Below are 24,245 nucleotides of genomic sequence, written 5' to 3'. Positions count from 1 at the left end.
TTGATTGAATTTCCAAAAATAGAATGAAATTTAAAAACTCCAGTAGAAATCATGGGGTTGCACTCATTAATAAAATTGATTTAATAAAAATCTCAAAAAATCCGGAATTCAAAAACCAAACTCCAGTGGAAACCATGGGGTGACTATCTTATTTAAAAATCTGTTAAAACCTAAGAAAGAAATATCAATATTTAAAATCCGATACTTGACTTTGTCAAATTAAATATCATCCATTAAATTATATCATCGATAAACAGTCTTAAAATAATTTTATTTTTCTATAAATAGATATATAGAATAAAAGAAATATAGTCTTAATAGAAACTGTGTGGTGACAAGGGTAATGTTAGTTGAAACCGAAAATGCAACAATCCAGTCAAAACTAGGATCTATAGAAACAGATATAGAAAATAATCTAATACTTAAATCATTATTAAATTCATTTCCTCATTTAATTGGTATATATGATAAGAATTACAATATTCTTTTTTTAAATCATGCTGGATTAATATTGTCAGGTTTTAATCCCGGAGAAGAAAAAACAAAAAAATGTTTTCAGATATTTGGAAAATCAAATCCCTGTGAAAATTGTCCTGAAACTATTTCACGTAAAGATGATTCATTCGGATATAATGCCTATCTGGATCAGAAAGACAAATACATTTGTCTGCAATCATCTTTTAATTATAGTTCAACCGGAGATTTAAATACTGGAGATTTAAGTTATATTACAGAATTTGCCAGATTTGAAAGTTCAAACTTTTTTTGCAGTTTTCAGAATGAAGATGAGCAAACTCATATTACTTTTGATTCGTTGGTAAGATCAATTCCATCGGTAGTGTATTTTAAAAACAAATTGGGACAGGCTGTAATCTGCAATAAAGCATTTGAAAAATTTACCAATCTTTCCAGCTCTGAAATTACAGGTAAAACAGATAAACAACTTTTTCCACAAAATATTGCAGACAAATTTTTTGAGCTTGATCAGGAAGCTATCACCACAGGTGAAACTATACGTGAAACAATGGATTTCATTGATCAGGAAGGAGAGAAGAAATTCATTGAAGTAACAAAAACAGTGATTTTTGATTCACAAGAAAATATGGAAGGAATCGTCACCCTAATGCGTGACGTCACAGAACATGTGATTTCTGAAGAAACATTGAAAATATCAAGGGATGAACTTGTCCAGACCTATGAATTTATTCATAACCTTATGGAGCTCTCACCTATAGCAACTTTGTCTCTGGATAATGACATGAGAATTATAACAATAAACCAGAGAGCTCTTGATGCTTTAGGTTTTGAATTTGATGAGTTGATTGGTGTTTCTTTTTTGAATTTACTGAAAAAGCCGGAAAAATTCAAAAGAGGATCTACAAAGTCTAAAGTGCTTGAATTCATCACAAAAGACGGAACTTCTTTAATGGCTAATGTTTCACAATCAATTGTGACAAAAGAAGGCATGGATGAAAGAGCTGTAATTACTTTCCAGAATATTTCCGATCTTCGAAGTCTCTTTTTTGATCCTTTGCAGGAAGAAATATCGGATATTGACATCAATTCAAAATATATGGAACTTGAAGCTGGTCACATTTATTACAAGGATGGAATTGAATCAGACGAAAGTTACACGATGTTTGCAAATATGGTCAAAAGCGGTATACCAGGTCTTTGTATAACAAGACAGAATCCTGAAAGAATAAGAGCAGAATATGGTCTGTTAAAAACTCCTTTTATCTGGTTAACAAAAAATCAGGAATCTGGACAACCGTACATAAATTCCAGTGAGCTTTACAAGTTGCAGCCTGCAATTTATAATTTTATAGAAAAAGTTGATCGTGGAGTCGTATTTCTGGATGGCCTAGAATATTTAGCTCTTGACAATGACATTAAATCTGTTATAAAAGCCGTTGAGGAAGTAAACGATTCGGTTATGAGCTCAACATCCAGCATGGTTATTCATGTTGATTCTTTAACCCTTGAACAAAAGGATTTTCACTTAATGACCCGCTGGATGAAACATATTAAAAGCAGTGTGGAAGATGCCGGAGAATGAATTAACTAAAAACAGTTGTAAAATAAGACAAGAGGTAATCTGTCATGGAATACTCTGAAGTTGAACTTGACTTTATAGTGGGTATTCCTCAGCTTGTTACTAATATAACTATTTCTGATTCTCAGTGGACACGCGGTAAAGTAGGCATAAGTGAGCAGGAATTGTGGCTTTCAAATGGAAACGATTGGGACACTATTCCTTTAAAATCAATAGAACTTGTAAACCGGAAACTACCAAAAACCATAGAAAACAGGATAATGGCTTCCAGTCGTCATTCTCATTATATTGTCGTGGATTACAAAAAACTCTCAATGTTTGGTACAGGTTATGTGACTTCTTCTATGATCTTTACCGGAGACAAAAATGATATTGAAAAAATAAAATCCTATCTGCTTTCATATCTGGGTTTCAGCGCAGATGCAGAATATGAGCAACTAAGTCCTGAACAGGTAAGATTATTGTTCCTGCTTTCTTCAGGAATAAGCGATATGGATGTACTCCTTCCTATTTTCGATAAGGATAAGATTCTTTTGAAACATGCATTCGCAGTACTTAAAAAGAAAAAATTTGTTGATGAATTTGCTCTTGTCACTTCCAAAGGATTTGCAATGGTTGAAGATCTTAAAGGGAAAGGCGAAGGTACCATTGGAAAAGATCTTAGCAAATCTTTCAAGCAGATAGCAAAAAGCTGGAGCAACACTACAAGTTTCAAGGCTACTGAAAATATGAACAAAGTTTCCTGGAAATATGATATTTCTTCATTGATAGGTCATGTGAATACCGAACATCTCTGGAAATTTCTTCCACTGAAACACCTGGAAAAAGTCAGCATTGAAATTTCAGAGTCAGGTTCAAATCTGAAAATGAACACTGAGCATGATGTTGAAGTTACTCTTGACTCTATTGAAGATACAATTACTTTTGCTCTTTTTGATATTCTGAATAGTGAATATAATTCTGTATATAAACTTGTCAATGCTATTTATATTGGAGTTAAAGATAAAAAAGATCTGGCTTACCTGTGTTCCATTGAACCTTTTGCTGTATCTTCAAAACTTGAATATATGGTGCAGACAGAACTTATTGAAGATGATCTTACCCTGACCCCCAAGGCAATTAAGATGATAAGAGACAACATGAGTTCGAAATTAACAGATTCTTCTTTGACCGGTTTTGTGGAATCTGACAGGCTCAGGGAATTTGAAATGGAATATGCTAAGAAAAAGATGATGGATAAATTATTGTGATGAAAAGGTGATGTAAATGAGATTCATAGATACGATTGAGGGATTGAACAAGGTTTTCCAGACTGATATACCAAGAAATAGTGTTGTTCTGATTACCGGTGCCCCAGGTACTCTAAAATCAGGACTGACGTTCTCTATTCTTTCAAAATACCTGGAAGGTGCTGATGAGTATGGATTGTATATAACTCTTGAAGAAAGCAAGGCTAACCACATCAGAAACATGGAGCATATGGGAGTAAATCTCACAGAGAGACTTGGTATCCTTGATTATAGCGATTACCGGTTGCAGTTTGATGAATACACACAGGATCTTGTTGCTACAATTGAGACCCAGATAATGCAGTATAAAAGAAAGTGGGGTGACAAATTTTCCTGTGTTGCACTGGATTCCCTGGGTGCATTGTATTCTCTTATGGAAGAGAGTGATGATGAAATGCGTAAACGTCTGTATCATCTTTTCGAGCCTCTTCGCCGTGAGAACCTTACCTCCTTTATCATATTCGAGAATTTCAATACCCTTGATACACACCAGTCACAATCAGGTATAGAAGGTTATCTTACAGATGGGATAATTGAGCTTGGAATAGCTTCAAAGCAAAATGTGTCTTATCGTTTCATAAGAGTTCTTAAAATGCGTGCTACAACCCATAGTATGGATCCCTGGGTGGTTACAGTTTCCGATGAAGGTCTTAAAATATACAAAGGTGTTTCCTGATCTTCCCTTTCTATACCTTCTCTTTTTTTATTTTTTGTTATTTTTGAATAACCTCTTTTTGAAAGATTTTAACAACGAATTCTTAAACAATTCCTTAAATAATTATATTTGCTGTTTCGTAACACAATTGTTTTAAGCATCTTCTTTTATTCATATAGCAAATGAACGAAACCGGCCTATCTGAAGAGGAAATACGTAGCATCTTAAGTGATTCTAAAGGTAAGGACCTGAAATACGAACGCGTACTGAGTTCCATGTGTACTTATCCGCATAAAATAGCTGTCCAAGCGCACATGCAGTTCATAGAATCGAATATGGGTGACTTCGGTCTATTCAGAGGAACTTATAATCTCGAGAAAGAAATTTTGGGGTCACTTGGGGATTTGCTCCATAAAGCCGATGCTGTAGGCTATATGACAACAGGCGGCACTGAATCTAATATTCAGGCAATTCGTTCAATGAGAAATCTCTTTTTACAGAGTCCGGAGTACCAGAAATCTGTAAACAGCAATAAAAAAACTCATAATAAATGTTCACGACCAAATCTGGTGGTTCCTGATTCAGCTCATTTTTCTTTCGATAAGGTTTCGGACATTCTTGATGTCGAGCTTAGGAAAGCAAGTCTTGATGATGAACTAAAAGTTTCGGTTGAATCTGTAAAGTCATTAATTGATGAGAACACAATTGGCCTGGTTGCAATTGCAGGTTCAACAGAGTTCGGCCAGGTCGACCCGATAAAAGAACTCTCAGATATTGCTCTTGAAAAAAATATTTTCCTGCATGTTGATGCGGCATTCGGAGGTTTTGTCCTTCCTTTTATGAAAACTTCCTGTGAGTTTGATTTTGATTTTAAATTGCCAGGAGTAACATCCATAGCAATCGATCCTCATAAAATGGGTCTGAGCACAATCCCGGCAGGAGTTCTTCTTTTCCGTGATTCTCATCAGCTTGAAAGTCTTAAGGCGGATACTCCGTATCTTACTGTTTCCACACAGTACACACTGACAGGAACAAGAAGTGGAGCCGCAGTTGCAGCAACTTATGCTGTTATGAACTATCTTGGAAAAGAAGGTTACAGGAAAACAGTCTCCAGATGTATGGAGCTTACTGATTATCTTCTGGATAAACTTGCGGAGTTGGATATTCATCTTCTTATCAAACCAGTTATGAACGTAGTTGCACTGGAAGTCCCAGAATGTGACCTTGTCAGAAGCAAGCTGGCAAAGGAATTTAACTGGCAGGTTTCCATAACCCAGAACCCACATGGACTTCGTCTTGTTATTATGCCTCATGTCAGTTTTGAGATGATAGACTCTTTTGTTGCTGACCTAAAAAAAGTCCTCGACACGCTTTGACCTCCTCTATATTTCCCCTTTTTAAGTTTTTAGAATAAAAAAATAAAACGAAAAAGAGAGGAAATAATGAAAATGAAAAAAGTTGAAAATAAAAGTTGAGGGGATGAGGCTTGATGACACCTGGCCTTGAAGCGTGTAAGGCGTGTGTTCATCTTGCCTGTTCTAAATTCTAGTATGTGTTTGTTACTTATACTCCTGAGCCAAGCGGGGTGAAAGTATTCAGAAATATTTCTCAGAATATTTTCAGGAACGAGGTTAAGGAAAAATATTGTGCTTATTCTCATAAATAAGTTAAAACTAAATATTAACCCATCTAAAATACTGTCATGAATTCTTCATATAAGATCGGGAGCATCATGGGAATACCCATAAAAGTGCATATCACTTTTCTGTTTATTCTTCCCATTTTTGCACTTGTATTCGCAACAAACCCACAACCTTATGGTTTTGCGGATATTGGTTCGCCTGTAATGACATACGGTCTCTCACTTTTAACGACCATATTACTATTTGTCTGTGTACTGCTCCACGAACTTGGTCACTCATACATAGCTAAAGGCTATGGTGTTGAAATAAAAGATATAACACTGATGTTACTGGGTGGCGTCTCATCCATGGAAGAAATTCCAAGAGAACCATCACAGGAATTTAAGATGGCATTTGCAGGTCCTCTTGTAAGTCTGATAATAGGTTTCGTTCTTCTGGGACTAAATGTGGTTGCTTCTGCTTATGTCCCAACTTATAGTAATACCTGGATCTTCCTTATGGTAAGCATCCTTGCTACTATAAACATAATACTGGCAATCTTCAATCTGATTCCGGCTTTCCCTATGGATGGTGGAAGAATTCTAAGATCTATGTTTGCAAAGAGGATGAGCTATGTAAAGGCCACTCACTACGCCGCATCAGTTGGAAAGATGTTTGCTTTCCTGATGGCCCTCGTTGGTGTAGTTTCAAACCTGTGGCTGCTTTTGATAGCATTTTTTGTATATATGGGCGCTTCAGAAGAGGACAAATCAACAACTGTTACTGTTGGTCTTGAGAATTACAAGGTTGCTGATGTCATGTCCAAAGAAGTAATATCAGTTGAACCGGAGATGACAGTTGAGGATCTCTCACATTTTATGTTTGAGAACAAACATCTGGGATACCCTGTAATAAAAAGCAATTCTTTAAAAGGGATTGTAACGTTTACAGACATACGAAATGTAATGCCACATGAAAGATATGCGGTTCTTGTATCCGATGTTATGACTAAAGATGTCGTAACACTGCCATCAAGTTCCAGTGCGGCAGAAGCATTCAAGATAATGACAATCAATAATATAGGGCGTATTCTGGTAGTGGATGACGGTAATGTTACAGGCATCCTCTCAAGAACTGATCTTATGAGATCACTGATGTTATTGACCGAGTGAGCAGGTAGTTCTAAAGTTTTAAAGAGGATCTACATTGAAACATGATAATTTAAGTGATTCCCAGGAAAACTCTTCGGATTACAGTTACACATCAACAAATGATGAGATGTATTCTGAGGAATATCCGGGGAGTTCATCGTTTTCCAGTTCAGGGCCTTCTGAGATCCAGATTATAAAAGAGGTCATCAAAGATGATATTTCTGAAAAACCTGCATCTGAAGGTGAAACTGAAAATACTGGTAGGCCCAGCGAGATAATTCTTGTGGGAACAGCCCACGTCTCTGAAAAAAGTGTCAGGGAAGTTAATGAGACTATTGAGCGTGAAAAACCGGACATAGTTGCAGTTGAACTCTGCCATGCAAGGTATGAGGCTCTTAAAGGTAATGTTCAGAATTCGGACATTCCGGTAAAGGAGCTTCTCAAGGAAGGCAAGGTTTATTTCTATCTTGTTCACATGCTGCTGGCTCATATCCAGAAGAAATTCGCTGATGAGATGGGTGTACAGCCTGGTGCTGAGATGATTAGTGCTATAGAGGCTGCTGAAGCCAGTGGTGCACAGGTTCTACTCATTGACAGGAATGTTCAGGTAACCCTCCAGCGTTTCTGGAGCAAGATGGGCTTTTTCGAGAAACTGAAGATGCTCGGTGGACTTATTGCTGCTGTTTTAGGTATTGGTGGCACTCAGGATATCGACATGGACACAATTACCAATCAGGATATGGTTTCCATGCTGGTTGAGGAATTCAGGGACACATCTCCAAATGCTGTCAAAGTTCTCATTGATGAAAGAGATGCATACATGGCTAATAATCTTGTTAAAGCTGCCATTGGCGGCAATAAGAAGATCGTAGCCGTTATAGGAGCTGGCCACAGGGCTGGTATCCAGCGCTATCTTGAGAACCCAAAGTCAATTCCAAGAATTAACTATGGAGTTGAAGCTCCGAAGAAGAAATTCAGCATCATGAAGCTTTTCGGTGTTCTGGTGGTTGCACTTGCTCTTGGAACATTTGCATTACTGATTCTTTCCGGTGTTCCACTGGAAACACTTGCAATTGCATTTGCATGGTGGTTCATTATAAATGGTGTTCTCAGTGCTGCAGGAGCAATACTTGCAAGAGGTCATCCATACTCAGTTATGACCGCGTTTTCTGTTGCATGGCTCACATCCCTTAACCCGATGATGGCAGCAGGATGGTTTGCAGGTCTGACCGAAGCAAAATACCGCCCACCAACAACTGATAATTTCAAAGAGCTTGTTGAGATCGAAACAACTGAGGATATGATGAAGAACAACCTTTTCCGTGTGGTAATGGTTGCAGCTCTTGCAAATCTTGGAAGTATGATCGGTACTTTCCTTGGTGTTTATGTAATGATTCAGGTTACAGGAATCGATCCTCAGGAACTTATCCGCAATGGAATAAGTGCCGGATTTGCAGCTCTTGGACTGGGTTAAAAAAGTAAACCATTTTTAATCCCTTTTTACTTTCTTTTTTACATTTGTTTTTACACTTGTTTTTTGAGTTTTCCCATTTCATCAAACTTAGCTGCAAGCATGTAGGATATATTTGAGAGATAGGCAGTTCCCCAGGTTGCTGCAAGTACAGCTCCAAAAAGATCGAACATGAGATCCAGCATTGTATCTCCAATTCCATGCTGGGCAAGTATGGCATCAAATCCAAGTGTTGATGTAAACACATCGCTTAAAAACTCGATAATTTCCCAGACTACTCCCATTGCAAGTACGAAGATGAGGATGAAAATGAAGAGCACTCTGGGAGGTATGTAAATTTCATCGACGTAAATGTCGATGGCTCTTATCAGGGTATATCCGGCAGCTGCAACCACACTTGCTGAAAGTGCATGGGTTACATGGTCCCAGTTGTCAATGTAGTCATAGAATTCAAAAGTCCCAATGGTGTGCAGAAAGATAGCCAAAGTGAGCCAGAGTACTACTCCTGTATCCTGTTTGATGTTATATTTGCGTGTGATTATATGAGGTACAAAAGTGAGGATAAGTCCGGTTGTTGCATTCACTGTGGTGGATAAGTCCCTTCTTAAGATTCCAAACAGTAGCAGTAGTACAAGTCCACCCTGCAGTATTCTGGCTGCTAAAACCTGTGTTTTATCGGAAATTCCAAGAAGTTTGCGTATGGGGGCAGGTGGTCTGTGTGTGACATAATCATCTGTTTCTACCGAAAAATAAGTTGGAACCTCAACAAGATCTGTATTATTGGATGACCTGAAATACCATCCGAATAAAGCCCCTGCTGCAACCCCGGCTATTGTGGCATAGATGAATTGGTACATCACAGCATCATTAATAGCATCAGGTGAAATATCACCAAGGAGGTAGCTGGTTCCAAAATAAATGTCCAGCAGCCATTCAACAAGATGCCACAGTCCTGATATTGCAAGTGTTGTGACGATAACCAGCAATATGGCAAATTTGTAGGTCATCTTAACTGAGGTGAACCAGTTGATTTCAGCAGCTACAAGTAGTGAAATGGTTGCCACTGAAATGTAAAACGGTATACTGGTAGAAAAGAAGTACCATGCTGTGGAACTCCCTACTATTGGCAGGATTGCCAGGAAGATAAAATACCACGATGGCATAACTGAGAGTTTACGCATCCTGATGGCAGGTATTATTATTATGCCTATGACAAAGGCGATCAATATGGTCCACATGAACCTGCCGTAGATGAAGTTCCCTATTCCAAGCAGTGTCAGAAACATGACCATTGTCCAGCCAGCGAATGCATTAAGCGGTGTATTTTTCAGGATTTTGCTGAGTTTGTCCAATTGTCTTGTAACCATTTTCTATATTAGTATAGATTGTTTCTGCTATTAAGCATAACATCCAAAAACCAAAAAATCTCAAAAAGTAATAACAGAATTTGATACGATTTTATTCGTATCTCAAAGCATCAACAGGATTTAGCTTCGATGCACTTTTTGCAGGCATATATCCAGCTATCAATCCGACTATGATCGAAACTAATGTTGCAAATATTGTTGCTTTTATACTCAGGGTAAATTCGAATGGAATCTCCATGTACATTGATATTCCAAGAATAATAAGCTGAACTACAACGGTGCCAATAATGATGCCAATAATCCCTCCGACCAGTCCAATTAGAGCAGCATTACAGAGAAATATCAGCAGTATTTCTTGATTTCTGGCACCGATAGCCTTCATAATGCCTATTTCCTTCGTCTTTTCAAGTACAGAAGTGAACATGCTGTTAGCAATACCTACGGAACCAACAAGCAACGAAATACCGGCAATTAATGAAAGAAATGCTGTCAATCCGGTGATGATTTTGTTTGCATTTTCGATACCATCAAGATTTGCATAAATATCAAAATCTTTAGAGTCTTCATCCACTCTCCTGGCTAATTGAAGTTCCTGATCCATTTTATCAATTACAGTTCTTTCATCGTAGCCTTCATAAAGTGTCACTTCAATTGAATCATATACATCTTTCTCTTTTTTGTAACCGGTGTTTTCGGAATCAACTCTATATACTTCTTCATATGGCATGTAAATAATAGTACCATCTCCCCATCCTCCGAAAAGTCCTCCTTCCTGTTCTTCAAGGATTCCTGCAACTCTGTATGATTTATTGTTGAGAAGAACCATCTGGTTAACTCTTATTTTTCTGTCCTTGAATTCTTCGTTAGCAAGTGAATGAGTGATAACTATTGCGTTCCTGTCTTCTGCTATCAGTGAACGACCCTCTGCGATTTTTTCTGCATTGAGCTCACCCCACACTCCAGGGTCAACTCCCTTAAGACGCACGTCCATCTGAATAAAACCGGTGTCTAGCATGGCATAATTTTCAACTACAACATCAATATATTCGATTTCCGGTATTTTTTTAAGTGTATAGATGTCTTTTTTTGTTAGTTTCCCTTCAAAATTAGAATCTGTGTCCTCTATATATTCATTTTCAACCTGAAGGTCTGAGTCCTGAATGCCTACTTCCTCTTCGTAAAAAAAACCATGAGACGTGTAGGCATATATGGAAATGGTATCAGTTTCCAGTTGTTCAAGTGTCTTAGTCACTTGGTCATGGAAATAATCTCCCATGGTAACAACTGTCATAACGGATGCGATTCCGATAACAACTCCTATTATGGTAAGCCAGCTTCGGAGTTTGTTATGTTTTACCATGTTCAGTGATACTTTGAATATCTTAACAGGTTTCATTTGTAATCCCCGATTCAGAGATAGATCACTGTTTTTTCTTCCTGTATATCACAAAACCGACGATTAGTACAAGTATAGTTACCGGGAACAGCCAGCTACCAGACTTCTCGCTTTGCCCTCTTTGAATTGATTGTTGTATAACAACAGGCTCGGATGCAAAAACAGACAGTTCCCTGTCCTGTGATTCTCTTTCACCGTCGCTTGAAGTATAAGCTATCTGGAATTTCAGGGGAAGGAATTCATCATACGTATCAGGAGTCAGCCCGAAATCTGCAATTGTATAGTCTCCTTTCTGTAGAGTACCAAGGACTACGGAATTCGATCCGCCTTTTACGTTCCACCCTTCCTGGTTGGGAATAGAAACAGTTACTGAACTGGCCTTATTATTTCCGATATTTGAAACCGAAAATGAGTAATCCCCATTCATTGTCTGTTCAAGGAAAACAATATCAAAATCCGTTGTCCCGCCGATGTAGATACCTGCCTTGCTTTCAATGGTCTTACGTTTTTGGTTCTCTACAGTTCCTGCTTCGGTTATGGTTTGCAGTTCCTCTACATCGTCATAGGTAAGCTTCATATCCAGTTTATAAAGTCCCGGAATTGTGTTGACGTTTGTGAGTACCTCAAAATTAACTGTTGCATTGTCCTGTACATCTATGAAATTGATGTATTTTACGTTGCTTGAACCAACCGGAAGTATGAGGTCGCTTGTGCTTTCCCAAGAGAACATTGCATTTTTAAGAGGAGAATTCCCTACATTTTTTATAACAAAGCTCAGGTTTGTTTTTTTTCCCGGTACCAGTTTTTCAAGACTGATGGATTCTATCTCGGCATTAGATTCACTGTCTACGTCAATATCAAATTCCTGTGAGATACAAATACTGTCCCTGTTGCCCAGTTCATAGACCATAACTTCAAGAGGATACTGGCCTGCATTGATGTTGTTATCAACAAGTATTTCAAATTTTACAGTCTTGCTTCTTTCGTCCACGTAACGCTTTCCTAAGGTGCCGATGTTATTTTTCAGGCTTTGTCCCGAAATCTCAGAAAAAGGATACTTAGGCACCAGTTCTACAATAACATTTTCTACTTCTTCTGTGCCTGTATTCTGGATAGAAAAGCTCACCTCGAGAACCTCACCTGGTTTTACCGGGTCAGGGTCCTGGTTTAGAATATCAACTGTTAGTCCAAGATCTGTAGTACTTAAAGCCAGGGTATTTGGTCCACATAATATCAGGATAACAAGGAATAGCAGGGTTTTCCTTATACATTTAGAATTCATTTTTTACCACTTCTTAAAATCATTATCATCAATGCCCGGATTCATTGGCTGCTTGTTTATTTCATCACCTACGATTATTCCATCTTTCAGAATTATGTGTCTTCTGGCATACTGAGCCAGATTCATATCGTGGGTAACCATTACCACAGTCTTGCCTTCCTCTTTCCAGAGTTTGTAGAGTATGTTCATAACGTCAATACCTGTCTGGCTGTCCAGCGCTCCTGTGGGTTCATCTGCAAGAATAAGTTCAGGATCACAGGCAAGAGACCTGGCAATTGAAACTCGCTGCTGCTGTCCTCCAGAGAGCTGGCTTGGAAGATTGTCCAATTTGTCTGAAAGACCCATAAGCTTGAGGACTTCTTTTGCCGTCCTGAGAGCTTTATCGTCATCGATTTCCTGTATTTCCAATGGAAGAAGTACATTTTCCAGGGCTGTTATTCCAGGTATCAGGTTGTATTGCTGGAATACAAATCCAATTGTTTTTCCCCTCAGCCTGGAAAGATCTGATTCGTCCATATGGGATATGTTCCTTGAGTTCAATAGTATTTCACCTCTGGAAGGTTTATCAAGGCAGCCGACAAGGTTCATCATGGTGGATTTTCCACTTCCGGAAGGTCCTATTATAGCCGTAAATTCATTGGGCTGAATATCAAAATTAATGTTCTTCAGTGCGTTGATCTGCACTTCTCCCATTTGGTATACTTTCCAAACATCTCGAAATGAGATCAATGCTTTTTTCATGACTTTCTGTAATTACTGGCATCTATAAGAGTAGGAAGTAGCTGAAATAGGTAACTTAACTACATACTTTTGTCAGCTATCATAACATCGATAATTTTATCTATTTAGGATCCAATTTCTCCAATAGCCATATACAGAAATGTTTTACTGAATTGGTAAATCATTGGGGGAGGACTGTATTACTTTTTAGGAAATCAAAGATGGGATTAAAATCTAAAAAAACAAAGCTATTTCAGAAAAGAAGCCGGCTGGAAATAATAAGAGATATACTTCAGGTAATTCGTGAATCTAATGATGTGATAGGTCCAACAAAAGTTCAGCGCCTTTCAAATCTTTCCTTCCAGATGTTTGAGGAGTATATAGAAGAACTGGAGGAGAAAGACCTTATTTGCGTTAGTTTGCTAAAAAATAGTAGAAAAAGTTATTCTATCACGAATAAAGGCCGAATTTTCCTTGACAAATGCGAGGATTTTGATTCTTTTCTTGATGATCTGGGTCTGTGAATGATTGAGTAAAAATACGGTTAGGATAAAACTTTTTTCCAAGCTATTCCTCGGGTATCGGAAGTCCATGCTGTCTCAAAAACGACAATTTATCCCAGTATCCCCTCTGAAAAACTATCTTATCATTTACAACATGGAAAAATCCACATCCACGAAGTCCAAGAGGGTCTTTCCACTCAAGAATTGCCCACTCTCCGTCCTCAAAGATATTCTCAACTATGCAGACCATCTCGGCTCTGGCAAACTCTTCTTTGAACATCTTTCTGATGGCTTCTCTACCTTCAACCGGTTCTTCGGGAACCTGATAGTTTACGGCATCCTCACTATACATTTCACCAAGTCCGTCGAAGTCTGCATTGTTGAAGGCTTCGACCCATTTTTCTATAAGTTCTCTCGGACGCATTATCTCAATCCTTACTTACCTGTAACTCTCATTTTTTACTAATCAACGGAACATCCGGAAGGTTCTCGTAAACTTCATCATAGCTCTTGTACTTAGTCAATACTTCAACAACAACCGGAAGTGGATCAGCCCAAATCTCCGGCAGATCAGCTTCGCCCTCGATCCTGATTTCATATGCAAGCTGTTCATAAGGTGGGTTGAACTGAGCGTTTACTCCTTCCTTGTTTCCTCTTGCATCCATCCGGTACCATCCGATATTTTCCAGATAAACTGCATTTAAAGCGTGTAAACAGAATGGACCTTCTTCTGAATTATCCTCCCTGCTCAGACGCTGGTAACAGATACCTGCCGGAATTGAGTTTGCTCTGAGAAGTGCTGCAAGGAGATGGCTTTTAGCATAGCAGTATCCGGTTTCGTGTTCAAGAACTTCAGATCCTTTCAGGGTGACAGGATTCATACGGTAGTCGTAGCTGTGTTTAATCTCATCCCTGACAAACTCGAAGCAGAGTCTGGCAATTTCTGTTGGGTTTTGACTGTTTCCGGCGATTTCTTTTGCTTTTTTAAAGACGGCTGGGTGGTTAAAGTTGATGATGGATGTTGGTTTCAGATAATCCTGCATTGCTGTCATAATTTTATCTAATGTAGAGATTTCTGTTATTTGAGAAAAAATACACGGGTAAGTTTGGGGTGGAGAACAGTTGGACAATATGGCCATAAAAAATAAATAACATATTCAGGTAAGAAATTTTCTTGGCAAGCTATATAAAAAGTTCTAATAATATTTGATGAAATTAGTTGACAATTACTATATGCTAAAATGTTAGATTTGGACAAACTTAGAAAATTATGAGAATTGGTTCATTGGTTAGAGCAGGATTAATCCTGATTATTATTTTTGGAACGATAGTGACAGTCTGCACTTTAAATGGTGATGATGGCTACCGTGTTAAAAAAAGTCCATTTTTCTATCTATATCATCCTTCTGCATTATTGCATCCATTTGGTGGTGGTGATGAGCACGAGTATATTGTCACTCCGGGGCATTTGCCCCTTGAAGAAGGTGATGTAGTTGATGACAGTGGTCCAGACAAGCAAATCACTTTCTGGGAACTGCCTTTATGGATACAACTATCTGTCATAAGTGGAGCTGTATTTTCTACGGTAACACTACTTAAATGTCTTCCACTTCTTCTTGGGAAAATACTGACAGGAGGTACCAATCCTAAAATGCAGGAAATTGCCTCTTACATAGCTGAAAATCCTGGTTGTATGGAGTCTGAGATATCTGAAGACCTTGATTTGAAAAGAGGTACTTTACGTTATTATCTTTCGAAACTGTCCTCTGATAATCGAATACAGACATTTAAAAAAGGCAAGTTAAAAGGCCTCTTTCATATCACTTATTCAAAAACGGAAGATGCAAAATTGCTTCATCTTCACAGGAAGAACAAGAACCGCAGGAAAATAATTGAGATAATATCTGAAAGACCGGGTATCACAGGGCAGGAATTATCCTCTACCCTGAACATTGACAAAAGTACAGTACACTGGCATATCAAAGCACTCCATGAAGATGACCTGATTGAGTTCAAAAAGGATGGACGATACAAAAAATACTATCCACAAGCTTCTCTGTTATTTGATGAAAACTATTAGATATATATAAAAAATCTATTTCATAGTTTTAGACAATGGCCATAATTATTTTATAAGTAGGCTACCAATTAAGCATACTAACATTGAAAATAATATAGCATTATATACATAAAAATTAAAAATGCTCTTAGATTTTAAACCAACAAACAAAATGATCTGATCAAAGAGGAGGAAAATATGTACAACAATGAAAGAATACGAATATACAGTTTAATTGCTTCGATGCTACTTATCGGAATGGCATTTTCACCTGTTGCCAGTGCGGATATTGAAACATATGCCACATCAGAAACGATATTAATCGAAGGCAGTGATGAAGCAATACTATACTCGGATATAACTTTTGCAAAACTCAATATCAATCCGACTTATTCAAACATTGATTTAAAGCCAGGGGACAATAATGAGATTTCCGTAACAGTCACCAACAAAGATAATAAAACAATCACTCTTGAGCCAAAAATGGTTCCTACGGCATATCAACAAAATCTCATTGATGAAAACTGGGTAAGCATAACACCTTCCAGCAAAGATTTGGAACCGGAAGAAAAGGTAGAATTTACAATTAAAGTGGACATTCCTGAAGACGCAGATATAGGAGACTACGGGGCTAGTGTTGCTTTCACAGACGATACAATGCCGCAATCATACTCCGTCTATCCACAATATATCAATGCTATGTACTTATATGTCGAAGTATGGACTCCTCCAAACATTCAGATACAGACATCATACATAAGAGACCGTGTCGAATCAGGAGAAGAATATGATTATGAGATCACACTTAAGAACATAGCTGACTATGATATTGAAATCGATCCTGAGTTTGATGATGATCAATGGAGTTTTTCCAGTAGATATGGAACAAGTGGATTTGCATTTGAAAGTGATGCAATGGAAATTACTGCTCCATCTGTCGTCAAAGCCGGAGAAACGGCTGTAGTCAATGTACACCTTGAAGTACCTGAGGATGCAAGAGGCACATATTACGGGGATATTGATCTGAATATTGATGATCCTTCTATAGATGAATGGGACGATGAAGTTTCATTGAACTTTGATGTATGGACCCAGCCTGTTGAGCCTTACGCTAAGAAATTTACAACTCAGACCAACGATCCTATCACAATTGAGTTGTCCTCTAGTGTTTACAATTATGACAAATGGATGGGGACAGGCAGTGAAACAGAAACCGAAGATCCTTCCTTTGACCTGGAACTTGAAAATGGATCCGGTAATGTTGAACTGAAGCTGATCAGAACAACTTATGGCGGTACTGTAAGTCTTGGAGCTTCCTCCTATCCTCCATGGGAAATCGATAGTGCTGGAATTTATCAGGAAACTCTGGAATCATATGTGGAAACATATGAAACATCAGGTGCTGTTGGAGAATGGACATTGAACATTCTTCCGATTAATATAGAAGAGTTTGACTATTTGATAACCATTGGGGACTCGGAATAAATACCAGACATGGACGTATTGGTACGTCCTGTCTATCTTTTTAGGTGAAATACATGGTTGGTATGTCTAAAATATCCATAGCTTTGGTAGTTATGATATTTCTCTTTGCAGGTATTATTTCCCTGACAAATTCTACTAATTCTTCTTCTGTTAATGAATTTCTATGGACCGGGGCTCCTCCTTCTAATGCTGATAAAATCGAGGCAAGAATATCTCAGCTGGTCAGTCCTTACCAGGGTATAGAATATGACAACATAACACTCGCTACATCAGAAAAGAATAACAAAATCCACATACATGCTACTGCCTCTACATCAGCTTCAAAGTATATGGATAGATATGATTTCGTATACAGTGACAATGAAATAATTATCACCGGATATATCCTTGAAGCTATCCCTGAATCTGTCCGGTCTGAAGCTATTAGCCTTGCTCTTCAAAACGAAGAAGTTGCCAGTGCTATGGGTTCTGGTATGTATACCAACGGAGATCCTTTCGTAAAACAAATATTACCAGAGACCTCGGAGAAATTCTATACCGGAAAACCCCTGATTAGTGTAACCTGGATGGATAGTTCGATATCTGCCCTGATTGATATGGATACTCGTGCAGTTGTTCAGGTGTGGACAGGATAAGAATAATAATTCCTGTTGAAAGAGTAAACTTATTTTTAAGAGGTGGTAGTATCAAATTTTATCAGAAAATAATCATTACCTTTTAATAGTGCTGGGTAATTGTTGATTTCCTGTTTCGTAAGTATTATGAAATCATCAGAGGCAGTGTCTAATAACATTGCATCAATTGCTTTTGAATACATGTGGTTGTAAGCACTCCACGTAAAAAAGGCTGCAAAAAGCAGGAAAAATACAACAACTAACAATCCAACTGCTTTTGCTATAGAAATATATGGATTTTCCTTATTTTCATCGAGTTTTCTTTTCTCAATTGGCATTAGTACCACTTCTTTTCTCAATCAGTTCTTAATTTGTATAATGCTAAGCTGAGGTACTAACCTTCATGTCTCTCATTAATAGTATCCCGCCGAGTACAAACAAAATTCCGGTTGGAATCCATAAAATTCCCATGAATATGAATCCGGCAATACCTGATGCAATTATAATTAATGCAGAATTACGCACGTTTTTCGATAATTTATAAGCTGCTATGATCCCAATAACTGCAAGTGCTGTTGCTGAAAATGTATGGATTGCCAACACTGTTTTTGGGTCAGATATTCCCAGTATTGGTGTCGCACCATAAATAACGCCTATAGCTATACCATTGGTGGGTATTAACCCTTCAATTAAGCCGTATAGTCCTAAACTTACAAAGATACCTAAAACTCCACCAATTATTGCCAGGTATCTTCCTCGGTTTTCTGTCATTTAATCACTCCATTATTTACAAAAATTACTATATTCTAAAATTAGTTCATAAATTAATTAAAAGTTACATGTAATTTATTTATTAATTATGGTCATACAATCCAACTGATGCTTTCAGCAGGGTAAAGTCAGGAATGACAAGCATATTGGTTGGATACATTGGCCATAAAAAATATATATTATACTAAAAAATTAGTATGAAGTTAGACCGATTTTCTGATCAGATCCAAGTTTAAAGGACAAAAACCGTGAATCTTAGAATAATCACATTGATGATCTTTCTTTTTCTTACTGTTAGTTGTGTCTCTGCAACTACAATAACAGTAGGTGACAACAGCAATACAAATAACTCTTTCAGTTCTATACAGGATGCAATAGATCAGGCTCAAAAGAATGATTCCATAATTATCTACAGTGGAACATATTCTGAAACTCTTAAGGTGGACAAACCTTTAAGCATAAGATCTTCTTCGCTTGAACCTGATGATGTCGTTATTACATCTAACAATTCATCTGCTTCAATAATTCACATAACAGCAGATAACGTAAGGATAAGTGGCCTGACAGTTAAAGGAGATAGTACCAATCCTTCTGTTGCAGGTATATTTATTGAAAAGTCAAAAAATTGCCATGTAAGTAACAACATTATCTCTAATACGCAGGACGGTTTTTATATCGAGTCCTCTTCAGGTAATGAGATTCAAAATAACACTGTTTTTTCAAATATTGAACATGGGATACATCTTCTTGATTCGACGCTAAGCAAACTGGAAAATAACAATATTCTGAATAACAAACGTGGTCTTTATGTGGATGAATCTGATCAGATTACCATTAAAGATAATAAATTTAGTAATAACCAGATGTATGGAATAGCCCTCAGGAAATCCTCACTCTGCACAATTACCGAGAACGAACTTATTCTCAATAATATCGGTCTGGCATTGACATCATCTGATGAAAACACAGTCTTTGGTAACAATCTGAATGAAAACAATCAGTATGGTCTCAATGTATGGCATTCAAACTCAAATCCAGTGACAGATAATTATTTTTCAGAAAATAAGAACTCTGGGATACGTTTAATTTCCTTGAGTTCAAACAACATATTCGAGCGAAATAGTTTCTACAGCAACCTAAATGGGATAACCATCGAAAGCACTGACAACAATATTATTAAAAATAATAAGTTCCGGTCAAATGAAGAATATGCTATTTACCATCGATTTCCAGACGATAAAAATACCATTGAGGATAATTCATTTGCAGACAACCGTGCTGAAAATATAAAACTTAGTCCATTACAGGATATTCTCATTGTAATCATCACTCTGATAGTATTAACTATAATTGCTTTTCATTTCGGTTTATCCTGGTTGAAGAAGGGACTTTTTGGTTTGGTTATATTGATCATAATATCAGTTATTTTGCTTCTTGCATGGTATTTCCCATTTGAAGCCGGAATGACCGAAAATGTGGAAATAACAAATATGCAATGGACGGATAATGAAGCTATAAATGAAACTCATACCAGAGGAACTCTCTCCTTTGACTTAATCTACAATGATAAGTATGCATATCCAAATGGATTTGGAGACATACTGTCCGCGGATATTCACATTAGTTCCAGAAGATTACCAAGTGGCAATTATGAATTGAGGTATCAAGAACCTCTGACTCTGGAATATATGGAAGAATATCATTACAGACAAAGACTTGATCTGGAAAGAGAAAATCAGGACGTACTTATACAACTTTATGCAGAAGTATTTTATGATTATCCAAATCCTGCTTATGGAGATTCAAAAGTAGAAGAATTAGGTATGGATGTATTGCAAATAAACCAAAGTGCTTCTGATTGGAGCCAAGCTTTGTAATCAGAGAGTGGAACTATATGCTGTTCCTGACACAGGAGACAATATAGGTGAAAGATATGCATAATTTAAGTAAAAAAATGTCTCGATTTCTTGGAATAATAACTTTAATAACTGCATCCACTAATTTTTATCTAGAGGTGATTAAAGATAATTCCAGTTCGATACTGGCTCTTATGACATTAGTTTTTATGTGTATTTTAGTCATTGTACAGATACTTGAAAAATCACATGAAGAATAAAGAAACTGCAACCCATAGTGAGGGAACTACTTGGACTCAAGGACATATTACTGTCTACCAATCACAATCATATGATGAATCTACAATATGGCAGGTGGAGTAATTACATACACAACAGTAATGCCTGAGATGTTCGTGGCTAGTACAATGATGGAATTCTCAACAACAGGCCCTTCAGGACATGGTGATGATTCACATGACAATGCGGGTATAGTTTCTTCCCATAAATCTACTGTAGCAGGCTTCCAGTAAAATAAATAACACTACGGTGTTATTTTTATTTTTTAATACAAAATTTATATATACTAAAAAACGCAGACATATTAATAAATCTACTATAAAAATAAAATAATTATTTGAAGTTAAACTGAGGAAAAAATGACCAAGAATAAACTAATTGTCTCCATCATAATTATAGCAATCTTGGCTCTTATATTGATGTATGCTTTAGGAAATAAAGAAGAACCACTACGTTTCTCAGTCTTTAATAATGACATATATTCACATAACATTAAAGTCGAAATATTCGATTCCGCAGGAACATCAATATTTAGTGAGATATACAATTTGGAGGCCAATACATACATCATGTCAGCACCAATCGATAAAAATGATACGAGTTATGTATATAAGGCCACTTTGGGAAATAATGTAACTAGCACATATAATTTCGAAGTACAACCTACTGCAGAAGTTTCCATGGATATTAATAATAACAGTGGAACCTTATCCATAGACTTTGGGTATTCAATTGCATGAAGAGAAGAATAAATCTCTTCATTTCCGGCTCTGTAGAAATCTCTGTATAAATACAATCATTTTTGTAATTATATTCTGTGCAGCAGAATCGTAATGTGCCACCTTCGGCGGATAGCTACTTTATTTTTAGATTACAGGTTGCTTTTGTGAAGATGAAAAATAGCAATTTTGGAGCCACTTAGATTAACAGAATTACAATATGACTAAAATACAAAAAATATGAAAAATGAAAGAGCCTTTTTAACAAAGGTCTTTCAGGTGGAACTGGTACTTACCGAGTTTGCCGCCGTAGTTTCCTGCGGTGATCTTTGAGACACCAGGAACTGCGATAGCTGCTTCGATACCTGCCTTCATTGCCTTCTGGATAGCATCCTCGTCGACACCGTTGATGACAAGCTCGTAAACTGCCTTTACACCTTCTGGAATTTCGGTACCTTCGACCTTGTCCCTGATTGATGGGCAGAACTTCTCGTTTGCAGTTGCCTTCATGAACTTGTAGTTGTTAAAACCAGCCTTGGAACCACTTGCAACAATTCCGCCTGGGAATGGAGTGATTGTACCCTCAAGGTCCTTGATAGCGTCTACTGCAACTTCTGCTGCTGTAAGTGCTGTCATCTGGCTGTCACCGAAGATAAAGAAGTTACCGCCTGCAATACCTGCTACAGCGCCGATGTTCTCTTCTACAAGGAAGTCACCCTCCATGATTGGGATGCTGTACATCTTGCGACCGTCTACTTCTGTTTCGGATTCCATTCCGTCACCGAAGAACTTCAATTTGAACCCTACATTGAACTGCTTCTCAGCTTCTGGCATACCGTTGAAAACAGCTGTTGTTGGTGCTGTAAGCACACACTGGCCAAGGCGCTCAAGTAACTGGTGTTCAAGTGATTCGTATCCGAAGGTACAGAACTGGACATATACACCAGGTCTTCCGTCAGGAGTCTCATCAGGACCTACGAACTTTTCAATACCTGCTTCTGCAGGGCACATAATAACAGAGGTACCGAATCCTGTTGCTTCAAGTGCAGCTATCTCTGCCCAGCGTTTTGTTGCTGCGGTGATAAGTACTCTTGAGATCTTGATTGGGAACGCTTCTGCAAAAGTATCTTCGATTTCTACTCCATTGATTTCCATAATAATCCCTTGTTTTAAGTTAAAATTAGCAGGCAACATCAAAATGTTGCACTAGCTATAGCAGTAATACAACACAATTACAATACATATACTCTTCGAAATGCAGACTAAAAGAAGACTACCTTCCGCCTGACTTGCGGTAGGTTTTATCAAAAAGGGCAAACATCTCCCTGTCAATTTCCTGATACTTACCTATCTCAAAAATAGCTTCACTGACAATCACAGAAATCGATTCGATGTTTGAAAGGTTTGCAAGGCTCTTTGAGGAACTGGCAGTAGATTCCACCATCTGCTCCTTGATTGATATCTCGCATACCTCAACAATAGCATTAACAGCAAGTGAGACGTTGTCCGCCTGATTATCTGATGCCGCAACAGTACAGAACTGTTCCATAACAGGAATTATTCTTGAGACTTTTTCATCTGAATGTTTCCTTGCGGCAACCACGCCTATATCTTTCAGTGCAGATGTAACATCGGCAAGTGACTCCCTTCCAAAAATCTGTCCGACTTCTTCAAGGGCTTCAATCACTTTATCAAGACAATCGTGTCTTTCTCTTTCAGGAGACTCCTGCACAGCTTTAATTCCTATATCTCTCAGAGTGTAGATAATGAGTTTTTTCAAGTGCTTCTGGTCTTTACTGTCAACTGTCCTTGCGACTTCAAGCAGTACTTCCCGGATATTTCCAAGAGTTGCGGTATCCCTGTTAACCGCTGCATCAAGTGCTATCTTCTTAAGCAAGACAACTGATTTTTCAGTACTGTCCAGCATATTCTTTTTAGCTGATGCGACCCCGATGTCCCCTGTTGCAATTGCAAGTTTGTGAAGAGGACTTGAAACCATCTTATTCCTGAAAACATTGGCTATTTCCTTAATGCCCTTTGAACGTTTGATGAGTGTGAGTTTTTCTACCGGCGGGAAGTATTCAATTTCCCTGTGCAATTCAAAGAAACCAGTCATCTTGTCCAGCGTCTGCAAACTAAATATTTCCATACCGGTTTCTGAACATCCTTTTCCAATGGAACCGAATGCATCAATCACTTCCATCAATACTAGCCTGTTCTTTTCTTCCCTTGCAAGAATGGCAAGCTGGTACAGGTGTATATTGATATACTTTATAATGAGGTTCTTTTTTCCACTGGAAATGAGAACTTTTGAGGCCAGCTTTGGAATTGTTTTAACACCCACAATTGCGGTAAAGTCGTCATTATTCCTGACAGCTCCACGTATTATATCAACCACAGGTTGCAGCGGGTCAATATTCTCTTTGCCTGCTTCCAGTTTCCTGTAGCTCTCATTCATATCATATATCTGCAGGTCTCTTGTAAGTTTCTCATAAGTTTTCTTCACTGATTCTGTTCTGAGATAATCAGCCAGAAGGAAAGCCAATACTGAGAGGATGAGTGAATATACAAACAGCATAATCATTCCCATGGGTTTGAAAGTTCCAAGGAAATGCATTATGGATGCTGCCAGGGTAAAAGTTCCGATTGTGTAAGAGAACATATCTGTCAGGGCATCTCTTTTGCTCGCAAGCCAGAGGCATGCGGCCCAGAAAAGCCCGAAGCATATTGCAAGGAGAACATTATTCCAGAAGATTTCCATCTGCTGGTTCACAAGTATAAGGGTAATATAACCAAACTGGATAACCACAGAACCGATAGCAAGATCAGCTCCAACATCTCTCAGGTTGATCTTCATGTAATTTTTGATCAGGATGTCTGCAATAAGGAAAAGTGATATTACACCACTTATTAGAGCTGTATCAACAATATCAGGTATGAGGATATCCAT

23 protein-coding genes are annotated in these 24,245 nt (G+C 37.8%); 13 read left to right on the top strand and 10 right to left on the bottom strand.

Annotated elements, in window-relative coordinates; translation table 11 throughout:
* Positions 1-511: 511 nt before the first annotated feature.
* From V7O61_RS14860 to V7O61_RS14835, 6 genes are all read left to right on the top strand, one after another.
* Positions 512-2,059, top strand: coding sequence for a DUF835 domain-containing protein (locus tag V7O61_RS14860; protein WP_407283174.1), 1,548 nt, complete (start codon positions 512-514; stop codon positions 2,057-2,059).
* Positions 2,060-2,103: 44 nt separating this feature from the next.
* Positions 2,104-3,306, top strand: a complete 1,203-nt coding sequence (locus tag V7O61_RS14855; protein ID WP_407283175.1) for a CheF family chemotaxis protein — start codon at positions 2,104-2,106, stop codon at positions 3,304-3,306.
* A gap of 16 nt (positions 3,307-3,322) precedes the next feature.
* Positions 3,323-4,021, top strand: a complete 699-nt coding sequence (locus V7O61_RS14850; protein ID WP_023845205.1) for an ATPase domain-containing protein — start codon at positions 3,323-3,325, stop codon at positions 4,019-4,021.
* Positions 4,022-4,182: 161 nt separating this feature from the next.
* Positions 4,183-5,376, top strand: coding sequence for a tyrosine decarboxylase MfnA (mfnA, locus tag V7O61_RS14845; protein ID WP_407283176.1), 1,194 nt, complete (start codon positions 4,183-4,185; stop codon positions 5,374-5,376).
* 326 nt (positions 5,377-5,702) lie between these two features.
* A complete protein-coding gene (locus tag V7O61_RS14840) occupies positions 5,703-6,794 on the top strand; it encodes a M50 family metallopeptidase (protein WP_023845203.1) in 1,092 nt (363 codons plus the stop codon).
* A 106-nt stretch (positions 6,795-6,900) separates the two neighbouring features.
* Positions 6,901-8,247, top strand: coding sequence for a TraB/GumN family protein (locus V7O61_RS14835; RefSeq protein ID WP_084324051.1), 1,347 nt, complete (start codon positions 6,901-6,903; stop codon positions 8,245-8,247).
* Between the two features lie 50 nt (positions 8,248-8,297).
* On the opposite strand, the gene V7O61_RS14830 is transcribed toward V7O61_RS14835, so the two are convergent.
* The 4 genes from V7O61_RS14830 to V7O61_RS14815 form a co-directional block, all read right to left on the bottom strand.
* Positions 8,298-9,596 (bottom strand): hypothetical protein, encoded by a 1,299-nt coding sequence (locus tag V7O61_RS14830; RefSeq protein WP_407283177.1) that lies wholly within the window; start codon positions 9,594-9,596, stop codon positions 8,298-8,300.
* 106 nt (positions 9,597-9,702) lie between these two features.
* Entirely contained in the window at positions 9,703-11,007 is a 1,305-nt protein-coding gene (locus V7O61_RS14825; protein ID WP_407283178.1) for an ABC transporter permease, read from the bottom strand.
* Between the two features lie 25 nt (positions 11,008-11,032).
* Complete coding sequence (locus V7O61_RS14820; protein WP_407283179.1) at positions 11,033-12,289, bottom strand: COG1361 S-layer family protein; 1,257 nt, start codon at positions 12,287-12,289, stop codon at positions 11,033-11,035.
* Positions 12,290-12,292: 3 nt separating this feature from the next.
* Positions 12,293-12,982 (bottom strand): ABC transporter ATP-binding protein, encoded by a 690-nt coding sequence (locus V7O61_RS14815; protein WP_407283180.1) that lies wholly within the window; start codon positions 12,980-12,982, stop codon positions 12,293-12,295.
* A gap of 248 nt (positions 12,983-13,230) precedes the next feature.
* Here V7O61_RS14815 and V7O61_RS14810 point away from each other — a divergent pair, with 248 nt between their 5' ends.
* Positions 13,231-13,533, top strand: coding sequence for a winged helix-turn-helix domain-containing protein (locus tag V7O61_RS14810; protein WP_407283181.1), 303 nt, complete (start codon positions 13,231-13,233; stop codon positions 13,531-13,533).
* 43 nt (positions 13,534-13,576) lie between these two features.
* Here V7O61_RS14810 and V7O61_RS14805 read toward each other — a convergent pair whose 3' ends face one another.
* Together V7O61_RS14805 and V7O61_RS14800 are read right to left on the bottom strand one after the other, a co-directional pair.
* Positions 13,577-13,936, bottom strand: coding sequence for a nuclear transport factor 2 family protein (locus V7O61_RS14805; protein WP_407283182.1), 360 nt, complete (start codon positions 13,934-13,936; stop codon positions 13,577-13,579).
* Between the two features lie 28 nt (positions 13,937-13,964).
* Positions 13,965-14,564, bottom strand: a complete 600-nt coding sequence (locus V7O61_RS14800) for a transglutaminase family protein (RefSeq protein WP_407283183.1) — start codon at positions 14,562-14,564, stop codon at positions 13,965-13,967.
* 278 nt (positions 14,565-14,842) lie between these two features.
* On the opposite strand from V7O61_RS14800, the gene V7O61_RS14795 reads away from it, so the two are divergent.
* From V7O61_RS14795 to V7O61_RS14785, 3 genes are all read left to right on the top strand, one after another.
* On the top strand, positions 14,843-15,592 hold the full coding sequence (locus V7O61_RS14795) for a winged helix-turn-helix transcriptional regulator (RefSeq protein WP_048135273.1): 750 nt from the start codon (positions 14,843-14,845) through the stop codon (positions 15,590-15,592).
* A 177-nt stretch (positions 15,593-15,769) separates the two neighbouring features.
* The gene (locus V7O61_RS14790; RefSeq protein WP_407283184.1) at positions 15,770-17,056 is read left to right on the top strand and encodes a hypothetical protein; all 1,287 of its coding nucleotides are present in this window, start codon (positions 15,770-15,772) and stop codon (positions 17,054-17,056) included.
* A 53-nt stretch (positions 17,057-17,109) separates the two neighbouring features.
* A complete protein-coding gene (locus V7O61_RS14785) occupies positions 17,110-17,691 on the top strand; it encodes a hypothetical protein (protein ID WP_407283185.1) in 582 nt (193 codons plus the stop codon).
* A gap of 35 nt (positions 17,692-17,726) precedes the next feature.
* Here the strand turns inward: V7O61_RS14785 and V7O61_RS14780 are convergent, their stop codons facing one another.
* Both V7O61_RS14780 and V7O61_RS14775 read right to left on the bottom strand, forming a co-directional pair.
* On the bottom strand, positions 17,727-18,008 hold the full coding sequence (locus V7O61_RS14780; RefSeq protein ID WP_407283186.1) for a hypothetical protein: 282 nt from the start codon (positions 18,006-18,008) through the stop codon (positions 17,727-17,729).
* 43 nt (positions 18,009-18,051) lie between these two features.
* The gene (locus tag V7O61_RS14775) at positions 18,052-18,441 is read right to left on the bottom strand and encodes a hypothetical protein (RefSeq protein WP_407283187.1); all 390 of its coding nucleotides are present in this window, start codon (positions 18,439-18,441) and stop codon (positions 18,052-18,054) included.
* A 272-nt stretch (positions 18,442-18,713) separates the two neighbouring features.
* Between V7O61_RS14775 and V7O61_RS14770 the strand changes: the two genes are divergently transcribed.
* From V7O61_RS14770 to V7O61_RS14760, 3 genes are all read left to right on the top strand, one after another.
* Positions 18,714-20,318: a nitrous oxide reductase family maturation protein NosD gene (locus tag V7O61_RS14770; RefSeq protein WP_407283188.1), complete on the top strand. Its 1,605-nt coding sequence runs from the start codon at positions 18,714-18,716 to the stop codon at positions 20,316-20,318.
* A 326-nt stretch (positions 20,319-20,644) separates the two neighbouring features.
* Positions 20,645-20,809 (top strand): hypothetical protein, encoded by a 165-nt coding sequence (locus V7O61_RS14765; RefSeq protein WP_023845189.1) that lies wholly within the window; start codon positions 20,645-20,647, stop codon positions 20,807-20,809.
* 126 nt (positions 20,810-20,935) lie between these two features.
* Complete coding sequence (locus V7O61_RS14760; protein ID WP_023845188.1) at positions 20,936-21,316, top strand: hypothetical protein; 381 nt, start codon at positions 20,936-20,938, stop codon at positions 21,314-21,316.
* 240 nt (positions 21,317-21,556) lie between these two features.
* Here the strand turns inward: V7O61_RS14760 and fhcD are convergent, their stop codons facing one another.
* Positions 21,557-22,450: a formylmethanofuran--tetrahydromethanopterin N-formyltransferase gene (fhcD, locus tag V7O61_RS14755; protein ID WP_407283189.1), complete on the bottom strand. Its 894-nt coding sequence runs from the start codon at positions 22,448-22,450 to the stop codon at positions 21,557-21,559.
* 118 nt (positions 22,451-22,568) lie between these two features.
* Positions 22,569-24,245, bottom strand: a complete 1,677-nt coding sequence (locus V7O61_RS14750; protein ID WP_407283190.1) for a hypothetical protein — start codon at positions 24,243-24,245, stop codon at positions 22,569-22,571.

It is taken from the genome of Methanolobus sp. WCC1, assembly GCF_045690315.1.
GTDB classification, from domain to species: domain Archaea; phylum Halobacteriota; class Methanosarcinia; order Methanosarcinales; family Methanosarcinaceae; genus Methanolobus; species Methanolobus tindarius.
This window is presented reverse-complemented; position numbering and strand designations above follow the sequence as displayed.